General features: G+C 38.6%; 23 protein-coding genes and 2 pseudogenes. 12 read left to right on the forward strand and 13 right to left on the reverse strand.

Features of this window, described 5'->3' with window-relative positions; all coding sequences use genetic code 11:
- Positions 1 to 104 precede the first annotated feature (104 nt).
- The 6 genes and pseudogenes from ACQ86H_RS01690 to ACQ86H_RS01715 form a co-directional block, all read right to left on the reverse strand.
- The gene (locus ACQ86H_RS01690) at positions 105 to 269 is read right to left on the reverse strand and encodes a hypothetical protein (protein ID WP_168202513.1); all 165 of its coding nucleotides are present in this window, start codon (positions 267 to 269) and stop codon (positions 105 to 107) included.
- 105 nt (positions 270 to 374) lie between these two features.
- A pseudogene (locus ACQ86H_RS01695) lies at positions 375 to 680 on the reverse strand (DUF6934 family protein); the annotation flags it as partial.
- A gap of 110 nt (positions 681 to 790) precedes the next feature.
- Positions 791 to 1,435, reverse strand: a complete 645-nt coding sequence (gene upp, locus ACQ86H_RS01700; protein ID WP_431295509.1) for a uracil phosphoribosyltransferase — start codon at positions 1,433 to 1,435, stop codon at positions 791 to 793.
- 269 nt (positions 1,436 to 1,704) lie between these two features.
- Positions 1,705 to 2,073, reverse strand: coding sequence for a hypothetical protein (locus tag ACQ86H_RS01705; protein WP_431293652.1), 369 nt, complete (start codon positions 2,071 to 2,073; stop codon positions 1,705 to 1,707).
- Positions 2,074 to 2,173: 100 nt separating this feature from the next.
- Complete coding sequence (locus ACQ86H_RS01710; RefSeq protein ID WP_431293653.1) at positions 2,174 to 2,971, reverse strand: DUF7033 domain-containing protein; 798 nt, start codon at positions 2,969 to 2,971, stop codon at positions 2,174 to 2,176.
- Positions 2,972 to 3,106: 135 nt separating this feature from the next.
- On the reverse strand, positions 3,107 to 3,613 hold the full coding sequence (locus ACQ86H_RS01715) for a DUF6702 family protein (protein WP_431293654.1): 507 nt from the start codon (positions 3,611 to 3,613) through the stop codon (positions 3,107 to 3,109).
- A 197-nt stretch (positions 3,614 to 3,810) separates the two neighbouring features.
- Between ACQ86H_RS01715 and ACQ86H_RS01720 the strand changes: the two genes are divergently transcribed.
- From ACQ86H_RS01720 to ACQ86H_RS01730, 3 genes are all read left to right on the forward strand, one after another.
- Positions 3,811 to 4,305 (forward strand): HupE/UreJ family protein, encoded by a 495-nt coding sequence (locus ACQ86H_RS01720; protein WP_431293655.1) that lies wholly within the window; start codon positions 3,811 to 3,813, stop codon positions 4,303 to 4,305.
- A 95-nt stretch (positions 4,306 to 4,400) separates the two neighbouring features.
- Positions 4,401 to 4,655 (forward strand): hypothetical protein, encoded by a 255-nt coding sequence (locus ACQ86H_RS01725; protein WP_431293656.1) that lies wholly within the window; start codon positions 4,401 to 4,403, stop codon positions 4,653 to 4,655.
- 104 nt (positions 4,656 to 4,759) lie between these two features.
- A complete protein-coding gene (locus ACQ86H_RS01730) occupies positions 4,760 to 6,772 on the forward strand; it encodes a M1 family metallopeptidase (protein ID WP_431293657.1) in 2,013 nt (670 codons plus the stop codon).
- Positions 6,773 to 7,094: 322 nt separating this feature from the next.
- Here ACQ86H_RS01730 and ACQ86H_RS01735 read toward each other — a convergent pair whose 3' ends face one another.
- Complete coding sequence (locus ACQ86H_RS01735; protein ID WP_431293658.1) at positions 7,095 to 7,820, reverse strand: ATP-binding protein; 726 nt, start codon at positions 7,818 to 7,820, stop codon at positions 7,095 to 7,097.
- On the reverse strand, positions 7,768 to 8,040 hold the full coding sequence (locus ACQ86H_RS01740; RefSeq protein ID WP_431293659.1) for an AAA family ATPase: 273 nt from the start codon (positions 8,038 to 8,040) through the stop codon (positions 7,768 to 7,770). The genes ACQ86H_RS01735 and ACQ86H_RS01740 overlap by 53 nt, the downstream gene beginning before the upstream one ends.
- A 210-nt stretch (positions 8,041 to 8,250) precedes the next feature.
- Between ACQ86H_RS01740 and uvrB the strand changes: the two genes are divergently transcribed.
- From uvrB to ACQ86H_RS01765, 5 genes and pseudogenes are all read left to right on the forward strand, one after another.
- Entirely contained in the window at positions 8,251 to 10,293 is a 2,043-nt protein-coding gene (uvrB, locus tag ACQ86H_RS01745; RefSeq protein ID WP_138818945.1) for an excinuclease ABC subunit UvrB, read from the forward strand.
- A 77-nt stretch (positions 10,294 to 10,370) separates the two neighbouring features.
- A complete protein-coding gene (locus ACQ86H_RS01750; protein ID WP_431293660.1) occupies positions 10,371 to 10,697 on the forward strand; it encodes a DUF5077 domain-containing protein in 327 nt (108 codons plus the stop codon).
- Positions 10,681 to 11,660, forward strand: a pseudogene (locus ACQ86H_RS01755) (DUF3472 domain-containing protein). Before ACQ86H_RS01750 ends, ACQ86H_RS01755 begins: the two are co-directional and overlap by 17 nt.
- Positions 11,661 to 11,711: 51 nt before the next feature.
- Positions 11,712 to 11,909 (forward strand): YwbE family protein, encoded by a 198-nt coding sequence (locus ACQ86H_RS01760; RefSeq protein ID WP_138818943.1) that lies wholly within the window; start codon positions 11,712 to 11,714, stop codon positions 11,907 to 11,909.
- Positions 11,910 to 12,036: 127 nt separating this feature from the next.
- Complete coding sequence (locus tag ACQ86H_RS01765) at positions 12,037 to 12,294, forward strand: DUF4834 family protein (RefSeq protein WP_138818942.1); 258 nt, start codon at positions 12,037 to 12,039, stop codon at positions 12,292 to 12,294.
- A gap of 218 nt (positions 12,295 to 12,512) precedes the next feature.
- Here ACQ86H_RS01765 and ACQ86H_RS01770 read toward each other — a convergent pair whose 3' ends face one another.
- The 5 genes from ACQ86H_RS01770 to ACQ86H_RS01790 all read right to left on the reverse strand — a co-directional run bounded on the left by ACQ86H_RS01770 (position 12,513) and on the right by ACQ86H_RS01790 (position 16,542).
- Entirely contained in the window at positions 12,513 to 12,809 is a 297-nt protein-coding gene (locus ACQ86H_RS01770; protein ID WP_431293661.1) for an SRPBCC family protein, read from the reverse strand.
- 28 nt (positions 12,810 to 12,837) lie between these two features.
- On the reverse strand, positions 12,838 to 13,704 hold the full coding sequence (locus tag ACQ86H_RS01775; protein ID WP_431293662.1) for a TIGR01777 family oxidoreductase: 867 nt from the start codon (positions 13,702 to 13,704) through the stop codon (positions 12,838 to 12,840).
- A 62-nt stretch (positions 13,705 to 13,766) separates the two neighbouring features.
- A complete protein-coding gene (locus ACQ86H_RS01780; RefSeq protein ID WP_431293663.1) occupies positions 13,767 to 14,582 on the reverse strand; it encodes a DUF393 domain-containing protein in 816 nt (271 codons plus the stop codon).
- A 396-nt stretch (positions 14,583 to 14,978) separates the two neighbouring features.
- A complete protein-coding gene (locus tag ACQ86H_RS01785) occupies positions 14,979 to 15,392 on the reverse strand; it encodes a GbsR/MarR family transcriptional regulator (RefSeq protein ID WP_431293664.1) in 414 nt (137 codons plus the stop codon).
- Positions 15,393 to 15,459: 67 nt separating this feature from the next.
- Positions 15,460 to 16,542, reverse strand: coding sequence for an alginate lyase family protein (locus ACQ86H_RS01790; RefSeq protein WP_431293665.1), 1,083 nt, complete (start codon positions 16,540 to 16,542; stop codon positions 15,460 to 15,462).
- 129 nt (positions 16,543 to 16,671) lie between these two features.
- Between ACQ86H_RS01790 and ACQ86H_RS01795 the strand changes: the two genes are divergently transcribed.
- The 4 genes from ACQ86H_RS01795 (at position 16,672) to ACQ86H_RS01810 (ending at position 21,861) form a co-directional block, all read left to right on the forward strand.
- Positions 16,672 to 18,156, forward strand: coding sequence for a hypothetical protein (locus tag ACQ86H_RS01795; RefSeq protein ID WP_431293666.1), 1,485 nt, complete (start codon positions 16,672 to 16,674; stop codon positions 18,154 to 18,156).
- Positions 18,157 to 18,244: 88 nt separating this feature from the next.
- The gene (locus ACQ86H_RS01800; RefSeq protein ID WP_431293667.1) at positions 18,245 to 19,180 is read left to right on the forward strand and encodes a YfhO family protein; all 936 of its coding nucleotides are present in this window, start codon (positions 18,245 to 18,247) and stop codon (positions 19,178 to 19,180) included.
- Positions 19,181 to 19,996: 816 nt separating this feature from the next.
- Entirely contained in the window at positions 19,997 to 20,851 is an 855-nt protein-coding gene (locus ACQ86H_RS01805) for a UDP-2,3-diacylglucosamine diphosphatase (protein ID WP_138818935.1), read from the forward strand.
- A 20-nt stretch (positions 20,852 to 20,871) separates the two neighbouring features.
- Complete coding sequence (locus tag ACQ86H_RS01810; RefSeq protein WP_138818934.1) at positions 20,872 to 21,861, forward strand: glycosyltransferase family protein; 990 nt, start codon at positions 20,872 to 20,874, stop codon at positions 21,859 to 21,861.
- Positions 21,862 to 23,036 lie beyond the last annotated feature (1,175 nt).

Raw genomic sequence — 23,036 nt, forward strand, 5'->3', positions numbered from 1 at the left:
TAGTTTCTTCTCCTATAAATTGATAATTAAATCTCAGTATTTAGGTTCCTAATAGAACCAAATTTAATCGGTCAAAAAAAATGCCTGAAAGCCAGGCATTGTAATTATTTTTTCTTTGGTTTGGGTAGCCCAAATTTCTTTAGTATTTCCAGCGCTTCTTCAGTCTTTTTAATAAAGTATTGATCATTCTCATATCCTTTCACATGCGTACTGATAATAGCATTGCCATGATCTATGTTTTGATGTTCCTTTTTGATTGTAGTAGGCATATTGTCTCTCCTTCCCTTGTTGTTATCAAATATAACAGTTTATTTTTTCTTTCAAGAAAGCTGTATATGCTTCCTCTCCTGTAAACTCTTCCCATCCTTCGTCTCCTAAACCATATACATCAAATTCTGTGCTAATTTTTGTAGCATTTGCATTAGTTTTCGCTGATATAATCTTGTTCTTATGGGTGTACTCCCGTGTGCAAAAATCAACTCATCAGGGTAATGGTCCAAAAAATCATAAACAGTATTTGCAACGGTATACAGCACTTTCTCCATGTCTCCATTATTGCTGTTTGTAATATCGCTTATATTACCATCCTCCATAAGATCGCCAAACCCCAGATTGTAAACAGTACTTATTCCTTGAATATTTAACTCTGAGTATTGGACAATTTTTTGAATCGAACCATTTACACCCTCACTCGTAAATTGATAAGTTAGGAAATTTTTTTCAGCAAAATATTCATATTGATTTTAGAACATATATAAATTTAGTCTTCTTCAAATATATAAATCTCAACCTAAATCTTCTCTCCATAAGCTAAATCCCCGGCATCGCCAAGACCCGGTACGATGTAAGATTTACTGGTCATTTCCTGATCTATTGCCCCGAGCCAGAGTTTTGCTTTAGGCAGATTGGCGCGTACGTGGGCAACGCCTTCAGCACTCGCTATTGCAGCAACGATATGAAGCTCGGCAATTTTGTAGCGGTTAATCAGCTCTTTACAGCACATCACCATGCTTTGTCCGGTGGCCAGCATCGGATCGGCCATAATCAAAACTTTTCCTTCTAAATCCGGAGTAGAAATGTAATCCATTTGAATTACAAAATCGCCGCCCTTATCTACTTTGCGATAAGCAGAAATAAAGCAGCATTCGGCTTTGTCGAAAACGTTGAGCAAACCCTGTTGAAGTGGCAGTCCTGCCCTGAGTATGGTAGCTAAAACAGGCTGTTGGGTTAAAACTTCACAAGATGATACGCCTAAAGGGGTTACGATTTCCTGGTTAGTGTATTTCAATGATCTGCTGATCTCGTAGGCAAAAAACTCACCAAGTCTCTCCATGTTTTTGCGGAAACGCATTGAGTCTTTCTGGATATGCTCGTCCCGGAGTTCGGCAATAAAAGTATTGGCAATCGATTTTGTCTTGCTAACATCAAAAATCATCATGTTGTGTTTTCGGGTTTATAAAATCAAGCACTAATTAGGACGTTAAGAGTTGTATTATATTATTTTACTTTGCCAATTGCGTTTAATGGTTAAAATTAGTAATTCTAAAACAGATAATTTAAAAAATAGTCCGGTTTCAAGGTAGATTACCAATTGTAAGATCAATAGCATCCTCAATGATTAACCATCTAAAAAATATAAGGGCATGTAGACTTATATTTTCTTATGTGACTTTTATATGGTAGTTTAAAGAGTTGATTGGAGAATCAATTCCCTGCGTAATTAAGCGTTTCGATAAACAGTAACTTCAATTTTTTATATTTAGGATGATCTGACAAACTTTTTAAACTCCAACTGCTATAAAATGTTCCATTTACAACCTTAATCGCATCAATATATTGATGTATTTTTTCTGTCGCTGCTTCGCGGGATAAAAATTGAAGGTCATGATCCGTCAAGCAATAGGAATGAACGACCAAAGGTGTTACTTTTTCGAGCTGGAGATCATACCAGTTGAACGGAGTACAGGTTCCTGCCCTAAATCCTGGTACATTGCCATAACCCATAGAATAATCTGAGGTAATGCCAGAATTAAGAATATTTAAATAACAGATTGGAAACCTTAATACTTCCAATTGCTGACTGGTTAAAGGAATGGCAACGGGTTGGATTTTTTGAGTTTGACCAGTCCCTCTTTAATTTCAGTCATCTTTTGCTTATTGCTGGCGCAGGGCCTCAATAAGCCGACAGATTGTTCCTCGAAATGCTTAGAAATGCCATTAATTTTAATATAATCAATCGGTACTTCAGGAAAATCGATGAAATAAAGAGCTTTATTTTTTTAGAAGCCACGATTTTATTTACTTCTTCCAGCACCTGCTCATTATTGATTCCAACTCCTGTGAGCCGATCGAATTTTGAACTCAGGTAATTATTTTCTTTCTTAAATACAGCGCTGAAAATAAATTTAGTCCTGTTTAAAAAACCCTCAGGCAAATGGGTTAACATACTAAAATGGATGGTGGACTGGTGCTGAAATTTCTTTTCCTGAAACTTAAAGGTTGGATGCTTTTTCCTGATGATACTTTTAATGATTAATGCCCACTCATCAATAATAGGCCTGTCCAGAATCCTCCACTTATGCTGATAACTTTTTGAGGGCTTAAACTCTTCTTCCGTATTTAGCTGATGAAGGTATTCTTCATACCTGCTGACCATAAAAAAGGATGCAGCAAAAACATCGAATGGTAAGGTCGATTGCTCTACCGGAAAAGGCACCTGATATTCTCCAAATGAAATGGTTTTAGGTTTAATTTCTTCTAATTTATTAGAGAAAAGCAAAGGTGTGCTTTTAAAGAAAAGTTCTTCGCCTAAGGATTCATCTCCATAGCTGATTTTGATGTGTTCGCTCTGCAAAAAATACGCGCTATTGCCTGTAAATTCTACTTCTGCTTTAAGGATATCTTTAAAAATGAAATTGAAGATATATTTAATCCGAGGCGTTAATATGTTGGAGAAGATGATTAGATGCATAACTATTTTTAACAACGCTGTATTTAAAAAAAGATTACAAGAAATATTTCTCAGCCTATATTAACCTAACTAATATTGACCATTAAAATTAACGGTAATTTAACATTGAATCGTTATCTAATACAAAAATTACAATTAAAAGTTTGCCGTGAATTTCTTTTCAGGATAAAGGATTTTAGTGCTTTTACGATTGGCACCTTTCACTACATGTACGATACTCATCTGATCATCAAACATATCGTATAAAATCGTGTCGTTAACTTCAACAGATTTTATGGCTGCAACTTTTTCAACTTCCAGGTAAATATTAGTGGCTTCATGGTCGATCTCAAATCCGATGTAGTTAATGGCAACAGCTTTGCCGTTGGCTTTTAGCTGTAAATGAGAAAGCAGGTATTTTTTCACCAACTCATCCATCGTACCTTTCATATTCGGATTGCTGAGATCGGTTTTCTGTTTGTATAATTTGGCTAAAATTGCCTCGAAATCGTCTGAAAAGATTTTGCAGCTTATTTCTAAAGTTTTATCCTTTGCATTAAAGTTTACTTCAGTTGTGCTTACATGTAAAGGATGTTTTATTCCTGCTTTAACCGAACAGCAGGCACAGCATAATAACAAAAGGATATATTTTAATCTATGCATCAATTAAGGTGTTATAACCAGCAAAGTTAAGATTTAAAGGCTAAACCTGGCAATTGCCTTAAATAACGTAAAAATTAGTAACAAATTTGGTATTTATGCTTTTGTTTTAAGGATATTTGGGCTTTTGTAATTAAAAACATAATTTTAAGCTTTATAAACTATTTTAAATCCAATAGTTAGCTTATTGTTTGATGCCGTTGCAAGATTTTATATTTTATTTTAAACTGGGTTGGGAGCATATTATCAGTGCCGACGCTTTAGATCACCAGCTGTTTATTTTGGCCTTGGTAGCTATTTACAGTTATGTTAATTTAAAGCAGGTGCTTATATTGGTTACAGCCTTTACCATCGGCCATTCATTTACCTTACTTTTAAGCGTATTGGATATGATCAGGTTTGATAGTAAGTGGGTAGAATTTTTAATCCCATGTACCATTGTCATTACAGCAATAAGTAATTTGTTCAGAAAGAATTTCTCCTTAAAATCTATCAAGATCAATTACTTTTTGGCATTGGGTTTTGGATTGATCCATGGCATGGGTTTCGCCAATTCCATCAGGATCATGCTGGCAAAAGACCAGAACATTGGCTGGGGATTATTCGGCTTTAATGTAGGACTTGAGGCAGGGCAGATTTTTATGGTGATTATCATTTTATTGATTACTTTTTTATTTTCAATTACACCCGCATAAAACGTATAAGTTGGGTTTTTATTTATATCAGCAGCCGTATTTAGCCTGGCTTTAAAAATGGCTTTAGAACGAATTCCTTTTTAATAAACCGTATAATGAATAAACTATTTACTTTAACCGGCCTGCTATTCCTTTCTGGAAGTTTTGCTATGGCTCAAAATATTCAGAATAACCCCGGGAGCAACCATGGGAATAAATTTGAGCAGTTGGGTACCATTTTACCAACACCAAACGAACAACGTACAGCCAGCGGGGCGCCTGGGGTTAAATATTGGCAGCAACGTGCCGATTACAATATCAAATGTGAGCTGGATGAAAAAATCTGTTACTTACGGGATCTGAAACCGTAAGCTATACCAATAATTCTCCTGACCCTTTAACGTATATCTGGTTACAGCTTGATGAAAATGAGCATAGCACCGATAAGAACGCAAACTATCAGGATGCAACCAGAATGCCAACCGCAGGAAGTATCCAGTCTTTAGATGAGCTGAGCTCGAAAGCAAACAATGGCAATGGGATCAATATCACCAAACTAACAGATGCTACTGGTAAAAACCTGAAATATACGGTTAATAAAACCATGATGAGGGTTGATTTACCGGTAGCTTTAAAAACCGGACAGAAATTTATCTTTAATATAGACTGGAACTACAAAATTACCGACAGGATGAGCGTTGGTGGCCGTGGTGGTTATGAGTTCTTCCCGGCAGATGGGAATTACCTGTTTACCATGACACAATGGTACCCACGTTTGTGTGTGTACAGCGATTTTCAAGGCTGGCAGAACCATCAGTTTACAGGAAGAGGTGAGTTTGCTTTAACTTTTGGCGATTTTAAAGTCCAGATGACCGTTCCTGCTGATCACCTTGTTGGCTCAACTGGCGAATGTATCAACTACAGCGCAGTTTTAAGTCCTACGCAGTTGAGCAGGTACAATGCTGCAAAAACCGCAACTGCACCTGTCGAGATTCAAACTTTGGCTGAAGCTAAAACAGCAGAAACCAAAAAATCAACCGCTAAAAAAACCTGGGTTTTCAACGCCAGTAATGTTCGCGATTTTGCATGGACTTCTTCCCGTAAATTTATCTGGGATGCTATGCCACAAAAAATTCAGGCCAACAACAATACCGTAATGTGTATGAGTTTTTATGGAAAAGAAGCTTACAACCTGTACAGTAAATTTTCTACACGTGCAGTAGCGCATACGATAAAAACCTATTCAGATTTTACCATTCCTTACCCTTACCCGGTTGCACAAAGTATTGAAGCAGCCAATGGGATGGAATATCCGATGATTTGTTTTAACTATGGCCGTACGGATACAGATGGAACTTATAGCGAAAGCACCAAAAACGGAATGCTTGGTGTAATTATCCATGAGGTTGGGCACAACTTTTTTCCGATGATTGTAAACAGCGACGAACGTCAATGGACCTGGATGGACGAAGGTTTGAACTCCTTTGTTGAATATTTAACCGAAGAGCTTTGGGATAACAAATTCCCAAGTAAAAAAGGACCTGCCTACACCATTGTTGATTATATGAAACTGCCTAAAGATGAGTTAGAACCCATTATGACCAACTCGGAGAACATTGCTCGTTTTGGCCCAAATGCTTATTCAAAACCAGCTACAGGTCTGAATATACTTCGTGAAACCATTATGGGCAGAGAACTATTCGATTACGCATTTAAAGAATATGCTAGAAGATGGGCTTTCAAACATCCTCAGCCGGCAGATCTTTTCCGTACTATGGAAGATGCCAGTGGCGAAGATTTAGATTGGTTTTGGCGAGGTTGGTTTTATGGAACCGAGCCTTGCGACATTTCCTTAGATAGTGTGAAATTTGCTAAAGCAGACTTCCCTAAAGAGCTTCCGGCGGCAAGATCGAGGATGATGAAAATTGATAAACCGATGGTAAATGCTTTTGAGGATATTTCAAAAATCAGAAACCGTGAAGACAAGAAAATTAGCTTTTATGTAGATAAAAATACTGCAGCACAGGATTTTTATTATAAATACGATAGGGGAATGGTGACTGTAGATACTACAATATCTACCAAAACAAATCTTCCGTTTTCTGCAGATGTTGTTCTGGAAGCAGAAAAAGGCAAGTACGATAATAAGTTCTTATACGAATTAAGTTTTAGCAATAAGGGAGGTTTGGTGATGCCAATCATTGTAGAATTTACCTATAAGGATGGTACAAAAGAACTTGACCGTATTCCGGCACAAATATGGAGACATAATGAATTGAAAACCGCTAAATTTTATGTAAAAGATAAAGAAGTGGCTTCTATTTTAATAGATCCTTTGCTCGAAACTGCTGATATTGATACCTCAAATAACGTATGGGGAGGCAAAGGAAAAGAAAGCAAGTTTAAGGCTTACAAAATGAAGGCAAGTACTACTGTAAGGGGCCAGTCGGTTGGTAAAAATCCAATGCAGGCAGCTGCAGGGAAATAATAGTATCATCATTATCGCGGATCTTCATTCCCAACTGGATTGGGAATCTTAAAGCTTCTGCATGACGGGATTTCATAAAGATCCCCGTTTAAATTCAACGGGGATCTTTATTGTATTTGAGGTAAAACATTCACTAAGAAATTTTTCAGGTTGATTACTGTTATATCATTTGATATCCGGTAAGTTTCACTTTTTGGCGTAATGATATATTTATACTTTGGTTCCAGATCCTTTATGCAGCTAACAAACCCTTTTGATACTGTTGGAGCATTTGACAGTTTAATTTCAATACATGCTATTGGTGTAATGCCTTGAACCAGGATTAAATCACATTCTGCTCCGGTTTGCGTCCTGTAAAAAAAAGGTCAGTCTGCTTAGCCTTCATCTGATAAATCTGCTCAATTACATAGCCCTCCCAGGATGCACCTATAGCCGGGTGACCAAAAAGATCGTTATAACCTGGAATATTTAATAAACGATGAAGAATCCCCGTATCCCTTATATAGGTCTTAGACGACTTAATCAAACGCTTTTTTGCATTAACAAACCATGGCTGCAAACGTCTGATCAAAAATCCTCCCTCTAAAAAATCTAAATACTTATTAACAGTAGGTGCGCTTACGCCTAACGATCTCGCGAAAGACTCTCCATTAAATAAATTTCCATTCAAATGAGCAAGCATACTCCAAAAGTTTCTTAGCAAAGTTGTCGCTAAGTCTACGTTAAACATTTTTGCCAAATCTCTTTCTACATAACTTACAATAAAATCATCAATCCATTCTTTGCTCAACAAATCGGTTTCTGCCAATATAGATTCTGGAAACCCACCACGGAACCAATGCTGCTCGAAGTTTAATTCCTCAGGCAGTTCCGTTAACCCTATGGGATATAGTTCATTGTAAGAAATTCTTCCGGCTAATGTTTCAGAAACTCCCTTAACCAATTCAGGAGAAGCAGATCCAAGCAATATAAATCTTCCAGGAGTTCTTTTTGCATCAATTAAAAGGGCGTAATAGAGAAAACAAATCCGGTAATAATTGAACCTCATCAATAATTACGGTATAATCTTGCAAGCTTTCTAAAAAAGTATAGGCATCCTGTAGCTTAGCCACATCCCTGGGATTTTCCATATCAAGGTAGATGTAATCGCTGCTTAAACTCTTTGCTAAAGTAGTTTTTCCAACCTGCCGTGGCCCGAGAATTGCGATTGCAGGAGACTTTTTAAGCTTATGCTTTAACTGTGCTGCAAGATTTCTGATAATTAGCATAAACAAATATACAAAAGAACCTAGTAAATCAAAAGTTAAACTTTTGATTTACTAGGTTGATGTTTATTTAAACGCTATAGTCGCAATATTTAATTTTTATCACAAATCATTTATATCATCTTAAAAATTTTATTAACCAGTCAATTTCCAACTTTCCTGACTTTTGCCTGTTTTACTGTTTAGTACCTAAATCGTATATTTGATTTACTCATGAAATTTAAAATCACCTCAGAATATCAACCTACCGGAGATCAGCCTAATGCCATTAAACAGCTGGTGGATGGTGTAAATGCTAACGAACATTATCAAACTTTACTGGGCGTTACAGGATCAGGAAAAACCTTCACCGTGGCCAATGTAATTGAGCAAACCCAAAAGCCTACCCTGATTTTGAGTCACAATAAAACCCTGGCAGCACAGCTTTACGGAGAGTTCAAAAATTTCTTTCCCGAAAACTCGGTAAATTACTTTGTTTCTTATTACGATTATTATCAGCCAGAAGCTTTTATAGCTTCGAGCAATACTTATATCGAAAAAGACCTGAGTATAAATGAGGAAATTGAGAAACTGCGTTTACGTACCACCTCATCACTAATGAGTGGCAGGCGCGACATTATCGTGGTATCATCCATATCGTGCATTTATGGTATGGGTAATCCAGAAGATTTCTCCCGGATGGTTTTCCGCTTTGGTGTAGGGCTTCGGATTTCGAGAAATGCATTTTTGCATAGTTTGGTAGAGATTTTATACTCGCGTACCACAACCGAATTTAAGAGGGGAACTTTTAGGGTAAAGGGCGATACCGTGGATATTTATCCGGCCTATCTGGATCATGCCTACCGTATTTCTTTTTTCGGCGATGATATTGAAGAACTTTCAGCAATCGACCCTGTTTCAGGCAAAACTCTGGAGAAGCTTGAAGATATGGCTATTTATCCGGCCAACCTATTCGTTACGCCAAAAGACCGCTTTAATCAGTCTATCTGGGGTATACAGGAAGAATTGGAGATCCGTAAAAACCAATTGATTGCCGATAGGCACTTATTGGAAGCCAAAAGGCTGGAAGAACGGACCAATTTCGATATTGAAATGATGAAAGAACTGGGCTATTGTTCAGGGATTGAAAACTATTCGCGTTTCTTTGATGGAAGGCAGCCCGGTATGCGTCCTTTCTGTTTGCTGGATTATTTTCCTGATGATTATTTAATGGTAATTGACGAAAGCCACGTTACTGTTCCGCAGATCAGGGCCATGTATGGTGGTGACAGATCGAGGAAATTATCTTTGGTAGAATATGGCTTTCGTTTACCGGCCGCATTGGATAACCGCCCTTTAAATTTTAACGAATTCGAAGCCCTTGCCCCGCAAACCATTTATGTGAGTGCAACACCTGCTGAATATGAATTGGAAAAATCAGAAGGTGTGGTAGTAGAGCAGGTGATCAGGCCAACCGGATTATTGGATCCTGTTATAGAGATCAGACCTGCCATTAATCAGGTTGATGATCTTTTGGATGAAATAGACATTACCATAAAAGATGGCGGACGTATTCTGGTTACTACGCTAACCAAGCGCATGGCTGAAGAATTGACAAAATATCTTGATCGTTTAAACATCAAAACCAGGTACATCCACTCCGAAATTAAAACTTTAGAACGGGTAGAAATTCTGCGCGGTTTACGTTTAGGTGAATTTGATGTTTTGGTGGGTATCAACCTTCTACGTGAAGGTTTAGACTTGCCTGAGGTTACTTTGGTTGCTATTTTAGATGCAGATAAAGAAGGTTTCCTCCGTTCTGAGAAATCATTGATCCAGACCATTGGCCGTGCCGCCCGTAATGATAGAGGACGTGTAATTATGTATGCCGATGGCATCACAGATAGTATGGAAAAAACCATCTCTGAAACAAACAGGCGTAGAGATATACAGATAGCATACAACCTTGAAAATGGCATTACACCAAAAACTGTCGGAAAATCAAGAGAAGCGATTTTAGAGCAAACATCAGTACTCGATTTCTCTCAAAAAGCAAGTGATAATAAAGCCAGGGCTTATGTCGAAAATGCGGAGATCAGTATTGCGGCAGATCCGATTGTACAATATATGGGTAAGGCCGAACTGCAAAGGGCAATTGATACTACACGTAAGGATATGCAGAAAGCAGCAAAAGATATGGACTTTTTACAAGCTGCAAAGCTGCGCGACGAAATGTTTGCGTTAGAGAAAATGTTTAACGAAAAATTCGGCAAGTAACGATTTGGTTTTAAAGATTGATTTTTAGATAATTTAAATTAGAATTGCTGTTCAATAAGTTATCTAAAAATCATTCAATGAAATCTTTTAAACTCGTAACGCTGATCGTACTCGGCGCTATCGGTCTGAAAAGTCAGGCCCAACATGCTGCGGCAATTTCCCTGCCACTCGCAGGCAATGCTTACAGTTCTTTACATCAGGATTCAGAAAAAACATTATCCAGCAATGGAATCGTAAACTGGACCAACCCAAAAGAGTATTTTACGGCATACCTCCGGGTTTCAAAACCAGGTGTTCTGGTCGTTTCTATTAGCGATAAACCTGTTATTGAAGGACAATCTACTTTAGAATTTTCCATAAACAATCAACCCAAAAAGGTCGTTTTTGATGAAAAAAAACTTTGATGGTAAAATTGGCGAGTGGATTATTAACGATACCGGATACGTGTCCATAACCATCAAAGGAATAAGCAAAAGTGCCGGCAGGTTTCCCTCGATAAAAACCTTATCCATCAGCGGCACAGCTGCCGAAGGCAAAATGGCTTATGTTCAAAACAATGAAGGCAACTTTTTCCACTGGGGCAGACGAGGACCATCGGTGCACTTAAATTATCAGCAACCAGAAAATGTAAATGCAGAATGGTATTATAACGAAGTAACCGTGCCTAAGGGACAAGATATTTTAGGCTCCTATTTTATGGCTTGTGGTTTTGGCGAAGGTTATTTTGGCATGCAGGCTAACAGTCCGACTGAAAGACATATTCTATTTTCAGTATGGAGTCCTTTTAATACAGACGATCCGAAAAGTATTCCCGTATCGCACAAAATTAAAATGCTTAAGAAAGGTGATGGTGTACATACCGGGGAGTTTGGTAATGAAGGCGCCGGAGGTCAGAGTTACCTGAACTACATGTGGAAAGCAGGAAACACCTATAAATTCTTACTGCATGGCGTACCCGGAAAAGATAGCCTAACCACATATACTGCTTATTTCTTTACTCCTGAAACCGATAAATGGCAATTGATCGCCAGTTTTACCAGGCCGCAAACAAAAACCTATTTAAAGCGCTTCCATTCTTTTTAGAAAACTTCTCACCCGTACACGGAGACTTATCGCGAAAAGTTTTGTTTGATAACCAATGGATCTGCGATGATAAGGGAACATGGACTGAATTAAAATCAGCCCGCTTTACTACCGATAATACTGGTGCAAAAAGCTATCGGATGGATTATCAGGGAGGAGTTGACAACGGTGCCTTTTATTTAAAGACCGGTGGCTTTTTTAACGATTATACCACTGCAGGAAAAATCTTCAACAGAACATCAAAGGGCAAAAAACCGGAAATAGATTTTAGTAAATTACCTTAACATTCAAAATAATTATAGATTTTTGAAGTTTTTATCAAGTTATTAAGCACAATGAACGGGCAAAACAGAAAAGACATTTATCCAGGCTTGGAAGTCGGAATCATATTGAAGAAAGATCAGCGGTCAGGGAACATCACTTATGGCGTGGTGAAAGATTTACTTACTTCTTCCGCGTTTCATTCCAGAGGAATAAAAGTGAGGCTTGAAGATGGTCAGATAGGACGTGTAGCTGAAATTGTTGAAGAATAATGACGATATTAAAACCTTTCTAGCCTTATTTGTGTATGATATTTGTAATCGGATTGCAATTAAAGGCCAAAAAAGTAACAAAATAAATGTTACGACGTCTATATTTGTAACAACAGTAATTTAAAGAATGGGATTAGGTTTAGTAAAATTCATTTTTATCACAATATTGGTACTTTGGCTGATCAGAATGCTGATCAGGTTAGTTCTGCCAATGTTGTTTAATAACCTGGCCAGCAAAATGCAAAATCAGGCTACAGGACAACAACAACAACAAAGACGGTCAAAACCAGAAGGCTCTATTTCAATAGATTATATGCCGCCAAAACCCGATCAAAGTAAAACAGATAAACTCGGAGACTTCGTAGACTACGAAGAAGTGAAATAAAACTAAACCCTGAACTTGTTTCGGGGTTTTTTGTTAAAATTCAACATGCATTTATTCTATAGCACACATTGTTTCAGCCTGAAATTTGATTACCTCATTTCTTTTCTCAATGAGTTTCAACATATATTTTTGAAGAAATATTTTTTCTACCAGCTGGCCTAATAAACCAAACGGCGCCCGAAACTCAAAAACATCAGTCATTTCTGTCTGAGCATCTATTATTTTAAACTGGTGTTGGTGGTGGAGTTTTTAAAAGGTCCCTTAATCATCTCGTCAATGAAGAACGTTGGATATTCCATTGCGCTAATCTTATTGGTCATTTCGAACAAAATGCCAAAATGCCTGGCGCTCCAGGTAACTGACTCATCCAGGTCGATCATACCACTATTTTTTCCAGCTATTACTTCTTCTCCAGACGATTTCATCGACTGTAAATGAAGATCAATACTTCTAGCCAGATCAAAACAGTGCTCAATTGGTGCATCAATCAATGTTTTTAAGGTAATTGTTGGCATACGCTTCCGTTTAGCTATAATTACCTTATCATTTCCTGCTCAGCGCTGCCATTGCCTCATCAATCTTTCCGTATCTAAACTCAAATCCACTATTTAATAGCACTGCTGGCTTAACCCACCTGCTTTTTAAAATCAGTTCTGTTTCCGTTCCGATGATTTTTGCACCAATAGCCAATAACCAGGCTGGGGCAGGCAAACCGAAATTGCGACCAAAGGCCTTTCTGATGCTGCGCATAAAAACATGGTTTTTAATCACTTCCGGTGCCGTGCAGTTTACAATTCCTTCAATTTCTGGGTGGTTAAGTAGCCATGCTATACTACCTGCAGCATCCTCTTCGTGGACCCAGCTCATATACTGTTCGCCATCGCCCTGTTTGCCACCCATACCCAATTTCACCAGGTTAAGTAAGCGTGGAAATGCTCCGTCTTCCAGACCTAAAACAATGCCCATTCTAAGGGCAATTTTTCGGGTATTGGGCGTGTCTGTTTCAAAAAAGCTATTTTCCCAGGCTTTGCAAACTTCAATAGAGAAACCTTCGCCGATTTCGCCTGTTAACTCATCTTGCGGATGGTCTTCGGCATGGCGGTAAATGGTGGCTGAAGTAATGTTGATCCAAAGTTTTGGCGGATTTTCCATTTCTTCGATCGCTTTGCCCAGTAAACGGGTGGGGATCAATCTTGAATCAAAGATCTCTTTTTTGTTTTTTTCAGTATACCTGCAGTTTACATTTTTTCCGCAAAGGTTGACCAGGAGGTCAGCCTCTTGTAAGGCGTACGCCCACTTACCCATGTTTTTGCCATCCCATACCCATGTTTTAATATTGCCCGTTTCGGCTTGTGCCTTTCTGGCCAGAATGATCACTTCATCAGCCAGGCTGCTAAAATAGTTCGCCAATACATTGCCCAAATAACCATTTCCGCCGGCCAGTACAATTTTTTCTGTATTTCATGATATGATTATAAAATTAAGATTAAGCCCAAAACAATTAAGCGGTAAAGTGCCCAGGTAATGCTCATTAACCAGCCTGTTTTTAATAATTTACTCCTGCGGATATGCTCTAAAAACATCAATCCTGCAACCATTAAAAAGTATAGAACAAAAAATACAGGCTGGATATCAAGATATTTTGACAACGCCAAAACAGGCAGGAGCAACAATGAACCGGCGAATGAAATCGTCATCATATTACCCAGATAGTCCCAAAGTTTTTCTTTCCGGTAAAAGCTAATGATGGCGCCCTGGAAAAACAGCTGTCCACCGCAGATCAAGTATTCGCGGTATCTACTGCCCAGTGGCACAAAACCCGTAAGCAGATGTGCATAATCTGTTAATATATACGCCGTAATAAGCCAGGTTAAAAGCAGGAAGGTGATGCGGTAGTGGAGTTTAAAAGTTGGCTGTAAGCTGTTTACTTTTACTGCAACAGGTATAATTACTTTACGGTTGTAAGAAATAAATGTATAAAATTTACGCATCAGATAAACAAATGGACTAAACAAAAATAAAGGCTTAAAAAAGGGCATAGCGTATGCAATAATTTTGAACAAACTCTGGATGCCGTAAGTAACTTCACCGGTTTCGGTATTAATGAGCGCAATTTCATTGGCAGCTCTTTGCTGGTCTACGAGCGGGCAAATATTTTGTGGCATTTCCTGGTAAACCTCACGACCATCCTGAGCCAGCATGCCTGTTTTTACAAAGGCCTTGGTATAGGCATAACACATCGGGCATTCATTGTCAAATAAAATTACGTGGTTTTTAAGCGTTTTCATTTTATTTAAATTTTAATACTTTCAGTAAAATATGAAAGTTTTGATTAAAAAATAAAGCCGAACAATAGGTAAGGCTTTTTTAGGGTTTAGGGTGTGAGGCCGAAGGTTTAGGGTATAAAGTAAATCTGTCTTGGTACTTGCTATTTCTATCTTACTATTTAATCCATTTATCTTGCCATCACTTTCCTGCTACCGTTGTAAGATTGTTTCGTACCTCGCAATGACGGACTTTTCTATCGGGCTTGATACTCCTGATCAGTCTTAATACTTGCTACTCCTATCTCACATCTCCCCTCTCAAATCTACTTAAACACCTTCAACACCGAACCCCAGAACCAGCTTTCTTCTGCCTTAAGCATCGTTTCTAAAGTTTTATCTACGTTTCCGGCTAATTTATTAATGTCTTTTATAGATTTTTTTGAAGGTAAGGAACTCCGGATCTTTTTCATCGCCATTAACGGCAGATAGTTCGTTTAAAATTTTTAAAACAGGTTCCAGTTCTCTTTTTTTGCGTTCTTTAGCCACCTGCCTGGCAATATTCCAAACATCCTTATCCGCAAAAAAGTATTCTTTCCGCTCACCGGCCTTATGTTGCTTTTCAATCAGTCCCCAACCAATCAGGTCGCGGAGGGTCATGTTCGCATTGCCCCTCGAAATACTGAGCTGCTCCATAATTTCTTCGGTGGTTAACGCTTCGGGCGAAATTAACAATAGCGCATGTACCTGGGCCATGGTGCGGTTAATTCCCCATTCTGAGCCCAATTTGCCCCAGGCTTCTATAAACTTTAATTTTGCTGCTGCTAATTCCATATACAAATGTATAAAGTTATTTTTAAACTTTCAAAAATTATTGAAACTTTATTTAATTTGAAAATATTTATCGTTTATGCTTTAATTCGTCGAGTACCTTTTGCCAGTTACCGGAGTTGCCACTTACATTTTTTAACAGGTCGTTTTGCGCGGGATCGAAATAAAGCGATAACCTTAATACCGGCAAAGCCAGACTGGGTTTAAACATTGTCCCGGGAGCAAATCCAGGCTCATTGTTCCTGGCCCGGTCCCGGTCGAATTTAACGGTTGTATTGACGTATTCTTCGTGTTGTTTTTCACCATTAATGTACGGGATCAGCCATTCTACAGATTTTTTGATCGAAGATCCTTTAGGCGACTCGTAAGTATAAAAGTTTGGGCCGTTCGCCCTATCAATCATAATGCACAACTTTAGCAGAGGTTCCAGGTCGTAAATGTGGTAATGCATGGCATCACGCTCTTTAAAATCCAAACTTGTTCCGTCGGGATATAAATTGATATTGATGTGGCTTTTTAAATTGTCTATGGCCCACCTGATAAAATCCTGATTGTTTAACGTGTAACCGATTTCACCAACTTCTTTCAGGCGGTGCGCGTTCCAGTTGTTAATGGCGGTGGCTCTCCCTGTTTTCATCCGCTTGCTATTAATTTCTGCTAAAGCCGTTTCAGTTAGCCATAGTTCAATCTGTTTTTTATCAGCTGCTGGGATGTCTTTTTTAATCAGGTCGTAAGCTTCAATGGCCTTATCCAGATTGGTGTCGTCAATAGGATCACCATTTGGTTTATTGATTTTGGCCCATGCACCAAGAAATTCTACACATTTGTTTAAATATTTTTGATCACCGGTAATCCGGTATTGTAAGGCCAGTGCAAACATTTTGTTCATGTCTGCCAGGGCTAACCTGGTTGTCTCTTTTTTCGGATTTCCCTGCAATAACCCTTCAGTCCGGATGGTATCAATTGGGTTGGGTTGCCCGGATAAATAATTTAATGCCGATTTTTCAGTGCCCAGGTATAGTTTTTTGGTTTCAATGTCGTTTTTGATCTGTGTTTTTAGCTTTTTGATTTCATCATTATTTAAACTGACCAGCTGAGAAAACGAAGAAAAAGATGATAAAGCAAGAGCAATTGTAACGACAAACTTTCTCATAATAAATAGGTTGAATTTTTATTCTTTATTACAAATCTAATTTTTTATTCAGCATGCATTTAATTTATTACTTTTTTATACCGCCCAATTTTTTATTTTTGACGTTCGTTTAAACTTAAACAAACCTTAATGAATAACTGGTTTAATAAAAATGGCATTCACTTAGCCATTATTGCATTTTTTGTAGTCATTACTTTTGCCTACTTCAGTCCTGTCTTGGTAGGTAAAGCCCCAGCGCAAAGTGATGTGATCCAATCACAAGCGATGCAGAAGGAAATTATGGACTTTAAAGAAAAGGATGGAAAGGCACCACTTTGGACCAACCAGATGTTTGGTGGCATGCCTGCCTATCAAATTTGGGTACCTTATGCCTATAATGGGGCTACTTATGGAATTGCTTTAATTACTAAAGCCTTGCCAAATCCAACAGGTACGGTTCTTTTGCTGCTTTTAGGCGCTTATTTCCTGTTTATTGTGTTAAAGGTTAATCCGTGGCTCGCTGCGGCAGGTGCAATTGCCTTTACATTTACAATGTACAATTTTGTGTTAATTGCAAGTGGGCACAGTAGTAAGGCATTAGCAATTGGTTTTTTCGCGCCAATAATAGCGAGTATATTGTTAACGTTAAGGGGCAGATATTGGTATGGAGCTAGTTTAACGGCACTATTTTTAGCCCTTGAAATAAGAACGAACCACGTTCAAATGACGTACTATTTGATGCTGGCTATTTTTATATTCGTTATTGTAGAATTTTACCAGGCATTTAAGAATAAAACCGTTTCAAATTTATTAAAATCGTTTGGTTTTCTTGCTTTTTCGGTGGCTATTGCTTTAATGATTAACGCAAGTTTATTATGGTCTACCGCAGAATATGCAAAAGAAACAAACCGTGGAAAATCTAATCTAACAGCTACAGAAGCGGCACCGGGGGAAAAAGGGGCAGGCATGTCGAAAGAGTATGCTTACCAATGGAGCCAGGGGGTTGGGGAGAGTTTTACCTTTTTAATTCCAGATTTATATGGAGGCGCTTCAGGAGTAGATAAGTTAGTAAAACCTGAAGGGAATATGTATAAAGCTGTTGCCGAAATTACAGGAGGTGACCCCACTCAAACTGCGCAGGCTATCCAGCAATTGGGAGGGCAATTAAATATGCAACAGTACTGGGGAGAGAAACCATTTACACAAGGCGGCTATTATTTCGGTGCAATTATCTGTTTCTTATTTGTTTTTGGCTTATTCATTGTTCGCAGCCAGTTAAAGTGGTGGATATTGGCAACAACAGTTTTATTCATTCTGCTTTCTTTTGGACGTCACTTCCCTATGGTAAGTGATCTGTTCTTCGATTATTTCCCGCTTTATAATAAATTCAGAGCGGTTGAATCAATTTTGGCAGTAGTTGGTTTAATGGTTCCAATTTTGGCAATTTTGGCAATAAAGGAAATCCAGGATGGGAATACAGACCAAAAGGTATTGATCAGGAAATTAACCTGGTCTGCTGCTATTACCGGTGGTTTTGCTTTAATTGTAGCCATCGTGCCTACAATGTTCTTCAGTTTTAAAGCATCAAACCATATGCAGATTGTGCAGGCTTTAACGCAGTCTTTGCAAAAATAATGCTGCCGTAGCGCAAAAGATAGCGAATGGATTAGTTGAGGACAGAATTGCAATAGGACGCGCAGATGCTTTACGTTCATTCTTTTTTGTGGTTATTGGTTTCGGAATAGTTTGGGCATTTATTACCAGGAAATTAAATGCACAACTGGCTTTAGGCTTGTTAGGCCTGGCTATTTTGGTAGATATGTGGCAGGTGGATCGTAGGTATTTGAATAACCAAAACTTTGAATACAAAAAAACAGCTTCAGACTTCTTTAAGCCAAGAGACGTTGATAATTTTATCATGGCTGATAAAGATCCGGATTTTAGGGTATTTGATGCTTCTATAAATACTTTTAGCGATGCCAGTACCTCTAATTTTCATAAAACAATCGGTGGTTATCATGCCGCTAAACTGAAACGTTTTGATGAACTCATTCAGCATCAATTTACTAAAAGTGTTAACCAGGATGTTCTGGATATGTTAAATACCAAGTATATCATTACACAGGATCCGCAAAACGGATCGTATAAAATGCAGCGCAATGCAACTGCTGCAGGTAATGCCTGGTTTGTACAAAGTGTTCAGTTTGCTAAAAATGCTGACGAAGAGATGAAGGCAATCAGCAGTTTTGATGCGAAGAAGGAGGCTATTGTTGACGAAAGTTTCAAAAAATCGATCGATACCAAGCGCTTAGGAACCGGTCAGGAAGGTTTTATTAAATTAACGAACTACAACCCTGATCATTTAACTTACGAATATTCGACCGCTAAAGACGTGATAGCAGTGTTTTCTGAGATCTATTATGATAAAGGCTGGAAAATGTATATCGACGGGGTTGAGAAGCCATACTTCAGGGCCGATTATGTTTTACGTGCAGCGCAGTTAGAAGCTGGTAACCATAAACTTGAGTTTATTTTCCATCCAACATCGTATTACACTGGTGAGAAAATCTCTTTGGCAGGATCGATCTTGTTATTGGCCGGATTGGGCTTTGGATTTTATTCAGAAGAAAAGAAGAAAAAGAAAGCAGTTAAAGCTTAATATCTCTTTAAATAGATTTACGCCCCGCAGGATTCAATCTTGCGGGGTTTTGTTTTTTAGTACGGGGGCTGCTGTTCTGGGTCGGAAGTCATTAACCCAAGCTCAATCCCCACAATTTGTCATCCTGAGCGTAGTCAAAGGATCTATTGAGATGAGTTTACTAAGCACCTTATGATGCTCTGCATTCACACCCGCGATCGTCTTCCTGAACTTGTTTCAGGATCTATAAAGCGCAATTGTCATTTTGAGGGTATTGCGTAAAAATTAATTTGAGTGATGGTTTTTTGGGTAACAGGTTTGCAATCTCACAAGGATCACTACTAGCGTGTGCTTTAAGATCCCCCGCCTGCGCGAGGATGACGACGCAAAAATAGATTATCAGTCCGCAGTCTATTATTCATATCAACTATGCTCCCAACTCTGTGCCCTCTGCGCCTTCCCTTTGCGTACTCTGCGGTTAAACGGAGACCATACCAATTAACACCAATAAACCAATAACCAGTTAACAAATAGCTAGTGAACCAATGACAAATGAACCAATGGCCAACGAACTAATGAACCATTGAACCAACTTGTAATAAAATTTAACAATGTCGTAACATTTGTTTGATATACAGCGTCTTATCTTTGTAATGAAAAATCAGGTGATATGTTAGAGTCATTCTTTGCCGTATGCTTATTAATTGTCGTACTTTATTTCTTTAGCCCTTTTGAGGTAAAACTCGATGAGGAAGAAGAGTGGTAACACAACTAATTTATCTCTAAACTGCTTTAACCGGGCGGTAACAATATCCTTCCCCCTAAAATTTCCCTTTTATGGATAAAAGAAATGTCGATGTAGTCGTAATCTCCGATGTACATTTAGGTACTTATGGCTGTCATGCAAAAGAACTTTTAAAGTATCTGAAAAGCATTAAACCCAAAACATTGATTCTAAACGGTGATATCATCGATATCTGGCAGTTTAGTAAAAGTTACTGGCCCGAGTCGCACATGAAAGTAATCCGTAAACTGATGAAATTTGTTTCAGAGGGTGTTCAGGTGCATTACCTGACCGGGAACCACGATGAGATGCTCCGCAAATTCGACGGCATGGAGATGGGTACTTTTCACCTTCAAAATAAGCTGATCTTAGAGCTTGATGGTAAAAAAGCATGGTTTTTTCATGGTGATGTTTTTGACGTCACCATGCAGCATTCTAAATGGCTGGCTAAATTAGGAGCCGTGGGTTACGATACGCTGATCCTTATTAACAGTTTTGTAAACTGGGTACTTACCGCATTTAGAAGGGAGAAGATGAGTTTTTCGAAAAAAATCAAAGCTAAGTTTAAAGATGCCGTTAAGTTTATTAATAGTTTTGAACAAACTGCAGCAGAACTGGCCATCGAAAAAGGTTATCAGTATGTCGTTTGCGGTCATATTCATCAGGCCGAGCAACGCGAAATTGCCACTGAAGATGGAAAAGTAACTTACCTCAACAGCGGCGATTGGGTAGAAAGTTTAACCGCGTTAGAATATCAGGATAAAAACTGGACCGTATTTAAGTATGAGCATCAACACTTTACAAAAGACCAGTTAGATGAGGGAATTCTTTCTGATGCTGAAGATTTAAAAAGTAAACTCGACATAAATATTCTTTTACAGAATATAAAATATGAAATTGCCCAATAATTTTAGATATTCGGGCATAAATGAAGATACTTTACGCAATACAGGGGACAGGTAATGGTCATATCAGCAGAGCCAGGGAAATTATTCCCTTGCTTCAAAAATATGGCGAACTGGATATTTTAGTGAGTGGTACCCAGGCTGATGTGAAACTCAGTCAGCCCGTAAAATACCAATTACATGGTTTCAGTTTTATCTTTGGAAAAAAAGGTGGTGTAGACCATTTTAAAACCTGGCTGAACATGAATCTTTTCCGTTTCAGGAAAGATATGAAGCAACTGCCACTTAAAGATTATAATCTGATCGTTAACGATTTTGAGCCCGTGAGTGCCTGGGCCTGTAAACTGCAGGGTATCGAATGTGTCTCTTTAAGCCATCAGGCTGCATTTAAATCTAAAAAGGTACCACGCCCGAGAACTTTAGACTGGGGCAAGCTTATTTTGAGCCGCTATGCACCTACCAAATACCACATTGGCTTTCATTTCGATCGCTACGATAGTTTTATTCATACTCCGGTCATCAGGGCAGAGATCCGAAATCTGAAAAGTGAAAATTTAGGGCATTATACGGTCTATCTTCCAGCCATTGATGATAAACGCCTGGTGAAGCTTTTTACACAACTCCCTGAAGTTACCTGGCAGGTTTTTTCTAAACACAGCAAAGTTGCCTATCAGGAAGGGAATGTTTTTGTAGAGCCGGTTAATAACGAGAAATTTAATAAAAGTTTGGCCACCTGCGAGGGGCTATTTACCGGTGGGGGCTTTGAGGGCCCGGCAGAAGCACTTTATTTGAAGAAAAAATTATTGGTGGCCCCTATGCGTTTCCAGTTTGAACAGCAATGTAATGCTTATGCTTTAAAGCAGTTCGGTTTACCAGTAATTTGGGGAAGTACCAGAAACTGGTTGCCGATTGTTAAAAACTGGGTAGAAAATCCTCAAAAGCACGAATTTAATTTTCCTGATGAAACCGCGCAGATCATTGATGATATGGTGAAGAAATACGCGAGGGTTTAATTTTTTTAGTCTTGGGTCTTAAGTTCCGAGTCTAAAGTCAATTTACCCTCTATTGTCACCCTGAGGGTTAATTAATCGCTTAAAATCAACATGAGTGACAGTAATTAATCTTCATGTAAAAATTCCCTCGTGTTACCGTCATTTCGAGCGGACCCGATAGCCATCGGGTGCAACGCAGTGGAGAACCCGAAGGCTCTGCGAAGCAAAATCTAACTAAATAGATCTCTCCACTTCGCGTTGCTCCGGTCGAGATGACGGCCATGCTATTGGAGTTTGTGGATGGTAGCTTAGTCGAGGGCCCCTGGCATTGAGGCTACAATTAGTTGTCATTCTGAACGCAGTGAAGAATCTTAAGCGATACAGTTTTGAACCATGTAAGACATAAGTGACTATAAGCTCGAACGTTTTCTTGCACCGTAACATTGTTATCTAAACCCGACAGAAGCGGGCATCCCGATTTTTCATCGGGATAAAGCGGATGGCAGGGCTGGCGGAACCGAAAAGAACAGGAACCTGCTTTTCAAAAAACAAGAGCATCTTTTTTTAGCATTTTTGCTTTTTACCTGTCAACCAGTCTTCGACTCCGCTCAGACTGACAAAGCTTGGGTATCTTTAATGAGATGATGTTTTATTTTCGCTTATTTAGTTACCGCACCGTAACATTGTTATCTAAACCTGACAGAAGCGGGCATCCCGATTTTTCATCGGGATAAAGCGGATGGCAGGACTGGCGGAACCGAAAAGAACAGGAACCTGCTTTTCAAAAAACAAGAGCATCTTTTTTTAGCATTTTTGCTTTTTACCTGTCAACCAGTCTTCGACTCCGCTCAGACTGACAAAGCTTGGGTATCTTTAATGAGATGATGTTTTATTTTCGCTTATTTAGTTACCGCACCGTAACATTGTTATCTAAACCTGACAGAAGCGGGCATCCCGATTTTTCATCGGGATAAAGCGGATGGCAGGACTACCTGAAGCGAAACGAACAGGAACCTGCTTTTCAAAAAAATAACACATTCGCTCTTCAGTATATACTTCTTCACTTGCCACATGGTCTTCGACTCCGCTCAGACTGACAATTCTATAATGATCTGACTATAAATTTTCCCTTTAGTTCTTTCCGATTAAGCTTTGGTCTTTTAGCTTTCCGCTTTTGCCTTTCCGCTTTAATCTTT

It is taken from the genome of Pedobacter sp. P26, assembly GCF_050632135.1.
GTDB lineage: Bacteria > Bacteroidota > Bacteroidia > Sphingobacteriales > Sphingobacteriaceae > Pedobacter.

Coding starts and splice junctions, on each gene's coding strand:
- ACQ86H_RS01690 (WP_168202513.1), bottom strand. CDS start 269: ATGCCTACTACAATCAAAAAGGAACATCAAAACATAGATCATGGCAAT.
- upp (WP_431295509.1), bottom strand. CDS start 1,435: ATGATTTTTGATGTTAGCAAGACAAAATCGATTGCCAATACTTTTATT.
- ACQ86H_RS01710 (WP_431293653.1), bottom strand. CDS start 2,971: ATGCATCTAATCATCTTCTCCAACATATTAACGCCTCGGATTAAATAT.
- ACQ86H_RS01715 (WP_431293654.1), bottom strand. CDS start 3,613: ATGCATAGATTAAAATATATCCTTTTGTTATTATGCTGTGCCTGCTGT.
- ACQ86H_RS01725 (WP_431293656.1), top strand. CDS start 4,401: ATGAATAAACTATTTACTTTAACCGGCCTGCTATTCCTTTCTGGAAGT.
- ACQ86H_RS01730 (WP_431293657.1), top strand. CDS start 4,760: ATGCCAACCGCAGGAAGTATCCAGTCTTTAGATGAGCTGAGCTCGAAA.
- ACQ86H_RS01735 (WP_431293658.1), bottom strand. CDS start 7,820: ATGAGGTTCAATTATTACCGGATTTGTTTTCTCTATTACGCCCTTTTA.
- ACQ86H_RS01740 (WP_431293659.1), bottom strand. CDS start 8,040: ATGCTAATTATCAGAAATCTTGCAGCACAGTTAAAGCATAAGCTTAAA.
- uvrB (WP_138818945.1), top strand. CDS start 8,251: ATGAAATTTAAAATCACCTCAGAATATCAACCTACCGGAGATCAGCCT.
- ACQ86H_RS01750 (WP_431293660.1), top strand. CDS start 10,371: ATGAAATCTTTTAAACTCGTAACGCTGATCGTACTCGGCGCTATCGGT.
- ACQ86H_RS01760 (WP_138818943.1), top strand. CDS start 11,712: ATGAACGGGCAAAACAGAAAAGACATTTATCCAGGCTTGGAAGTCGGA.
- ACQ86H_RS01765 (WP_138818942.1), top strand. CDS start 12,037: ATGGGATTAGGTTTAGTAAAATTCATTTTTATCACAATATTGGTACTT.
- ACQ86H_RS01770 (WP_431293661.1), bottom strand. CDS start 12,809: ATGCCAACAATTACCTTAAAAACATTGATTGATGCACCAATTGAGCAC.
- ACQ86H_RS01780 (WP_431293663.1), bottom strand. CDS start 14,582: ATGAAAACGCTTAAAAACCACGTAATTTTATTTGACAATGAATGCCCG.
- ACQ86H_RS01785 (WP_431293664.1), bottom strand. CDS start 15,392: ATGGAATTAGCAGCAGCAAAATTAAAGTTTATAGAAGCCTGGGGCAAA.
- ACQ86H_RS01790 (WP_431293665.1), bottom strand. CDS start 16,542: ATGAGAAAGTTTGTCGTTACAATTGCTCTTGCTTTATCATCTTTTTCT.
- ACQ86H_RS01795 (WP_431293666.1), top strand. CDS start 16,672: ATGAATAACTGGTTTAATAAAAATGGCATTCACTTAGCCATTATTGCA.
- ACQ86H_RS01805 (WP_138818935.1), top strand. CDS start 19,997: ATGGATAAAAGAAATGTCGATGTAGTCGTAATCTCCGATGTACATTTA.
- ACQ86H_RS01810 (WP_138818934.1), top strand. CDS start 20,872: ATGAAGATACTTTACGCAATACAGGGGACAGGTAATGGTCATATCAGC.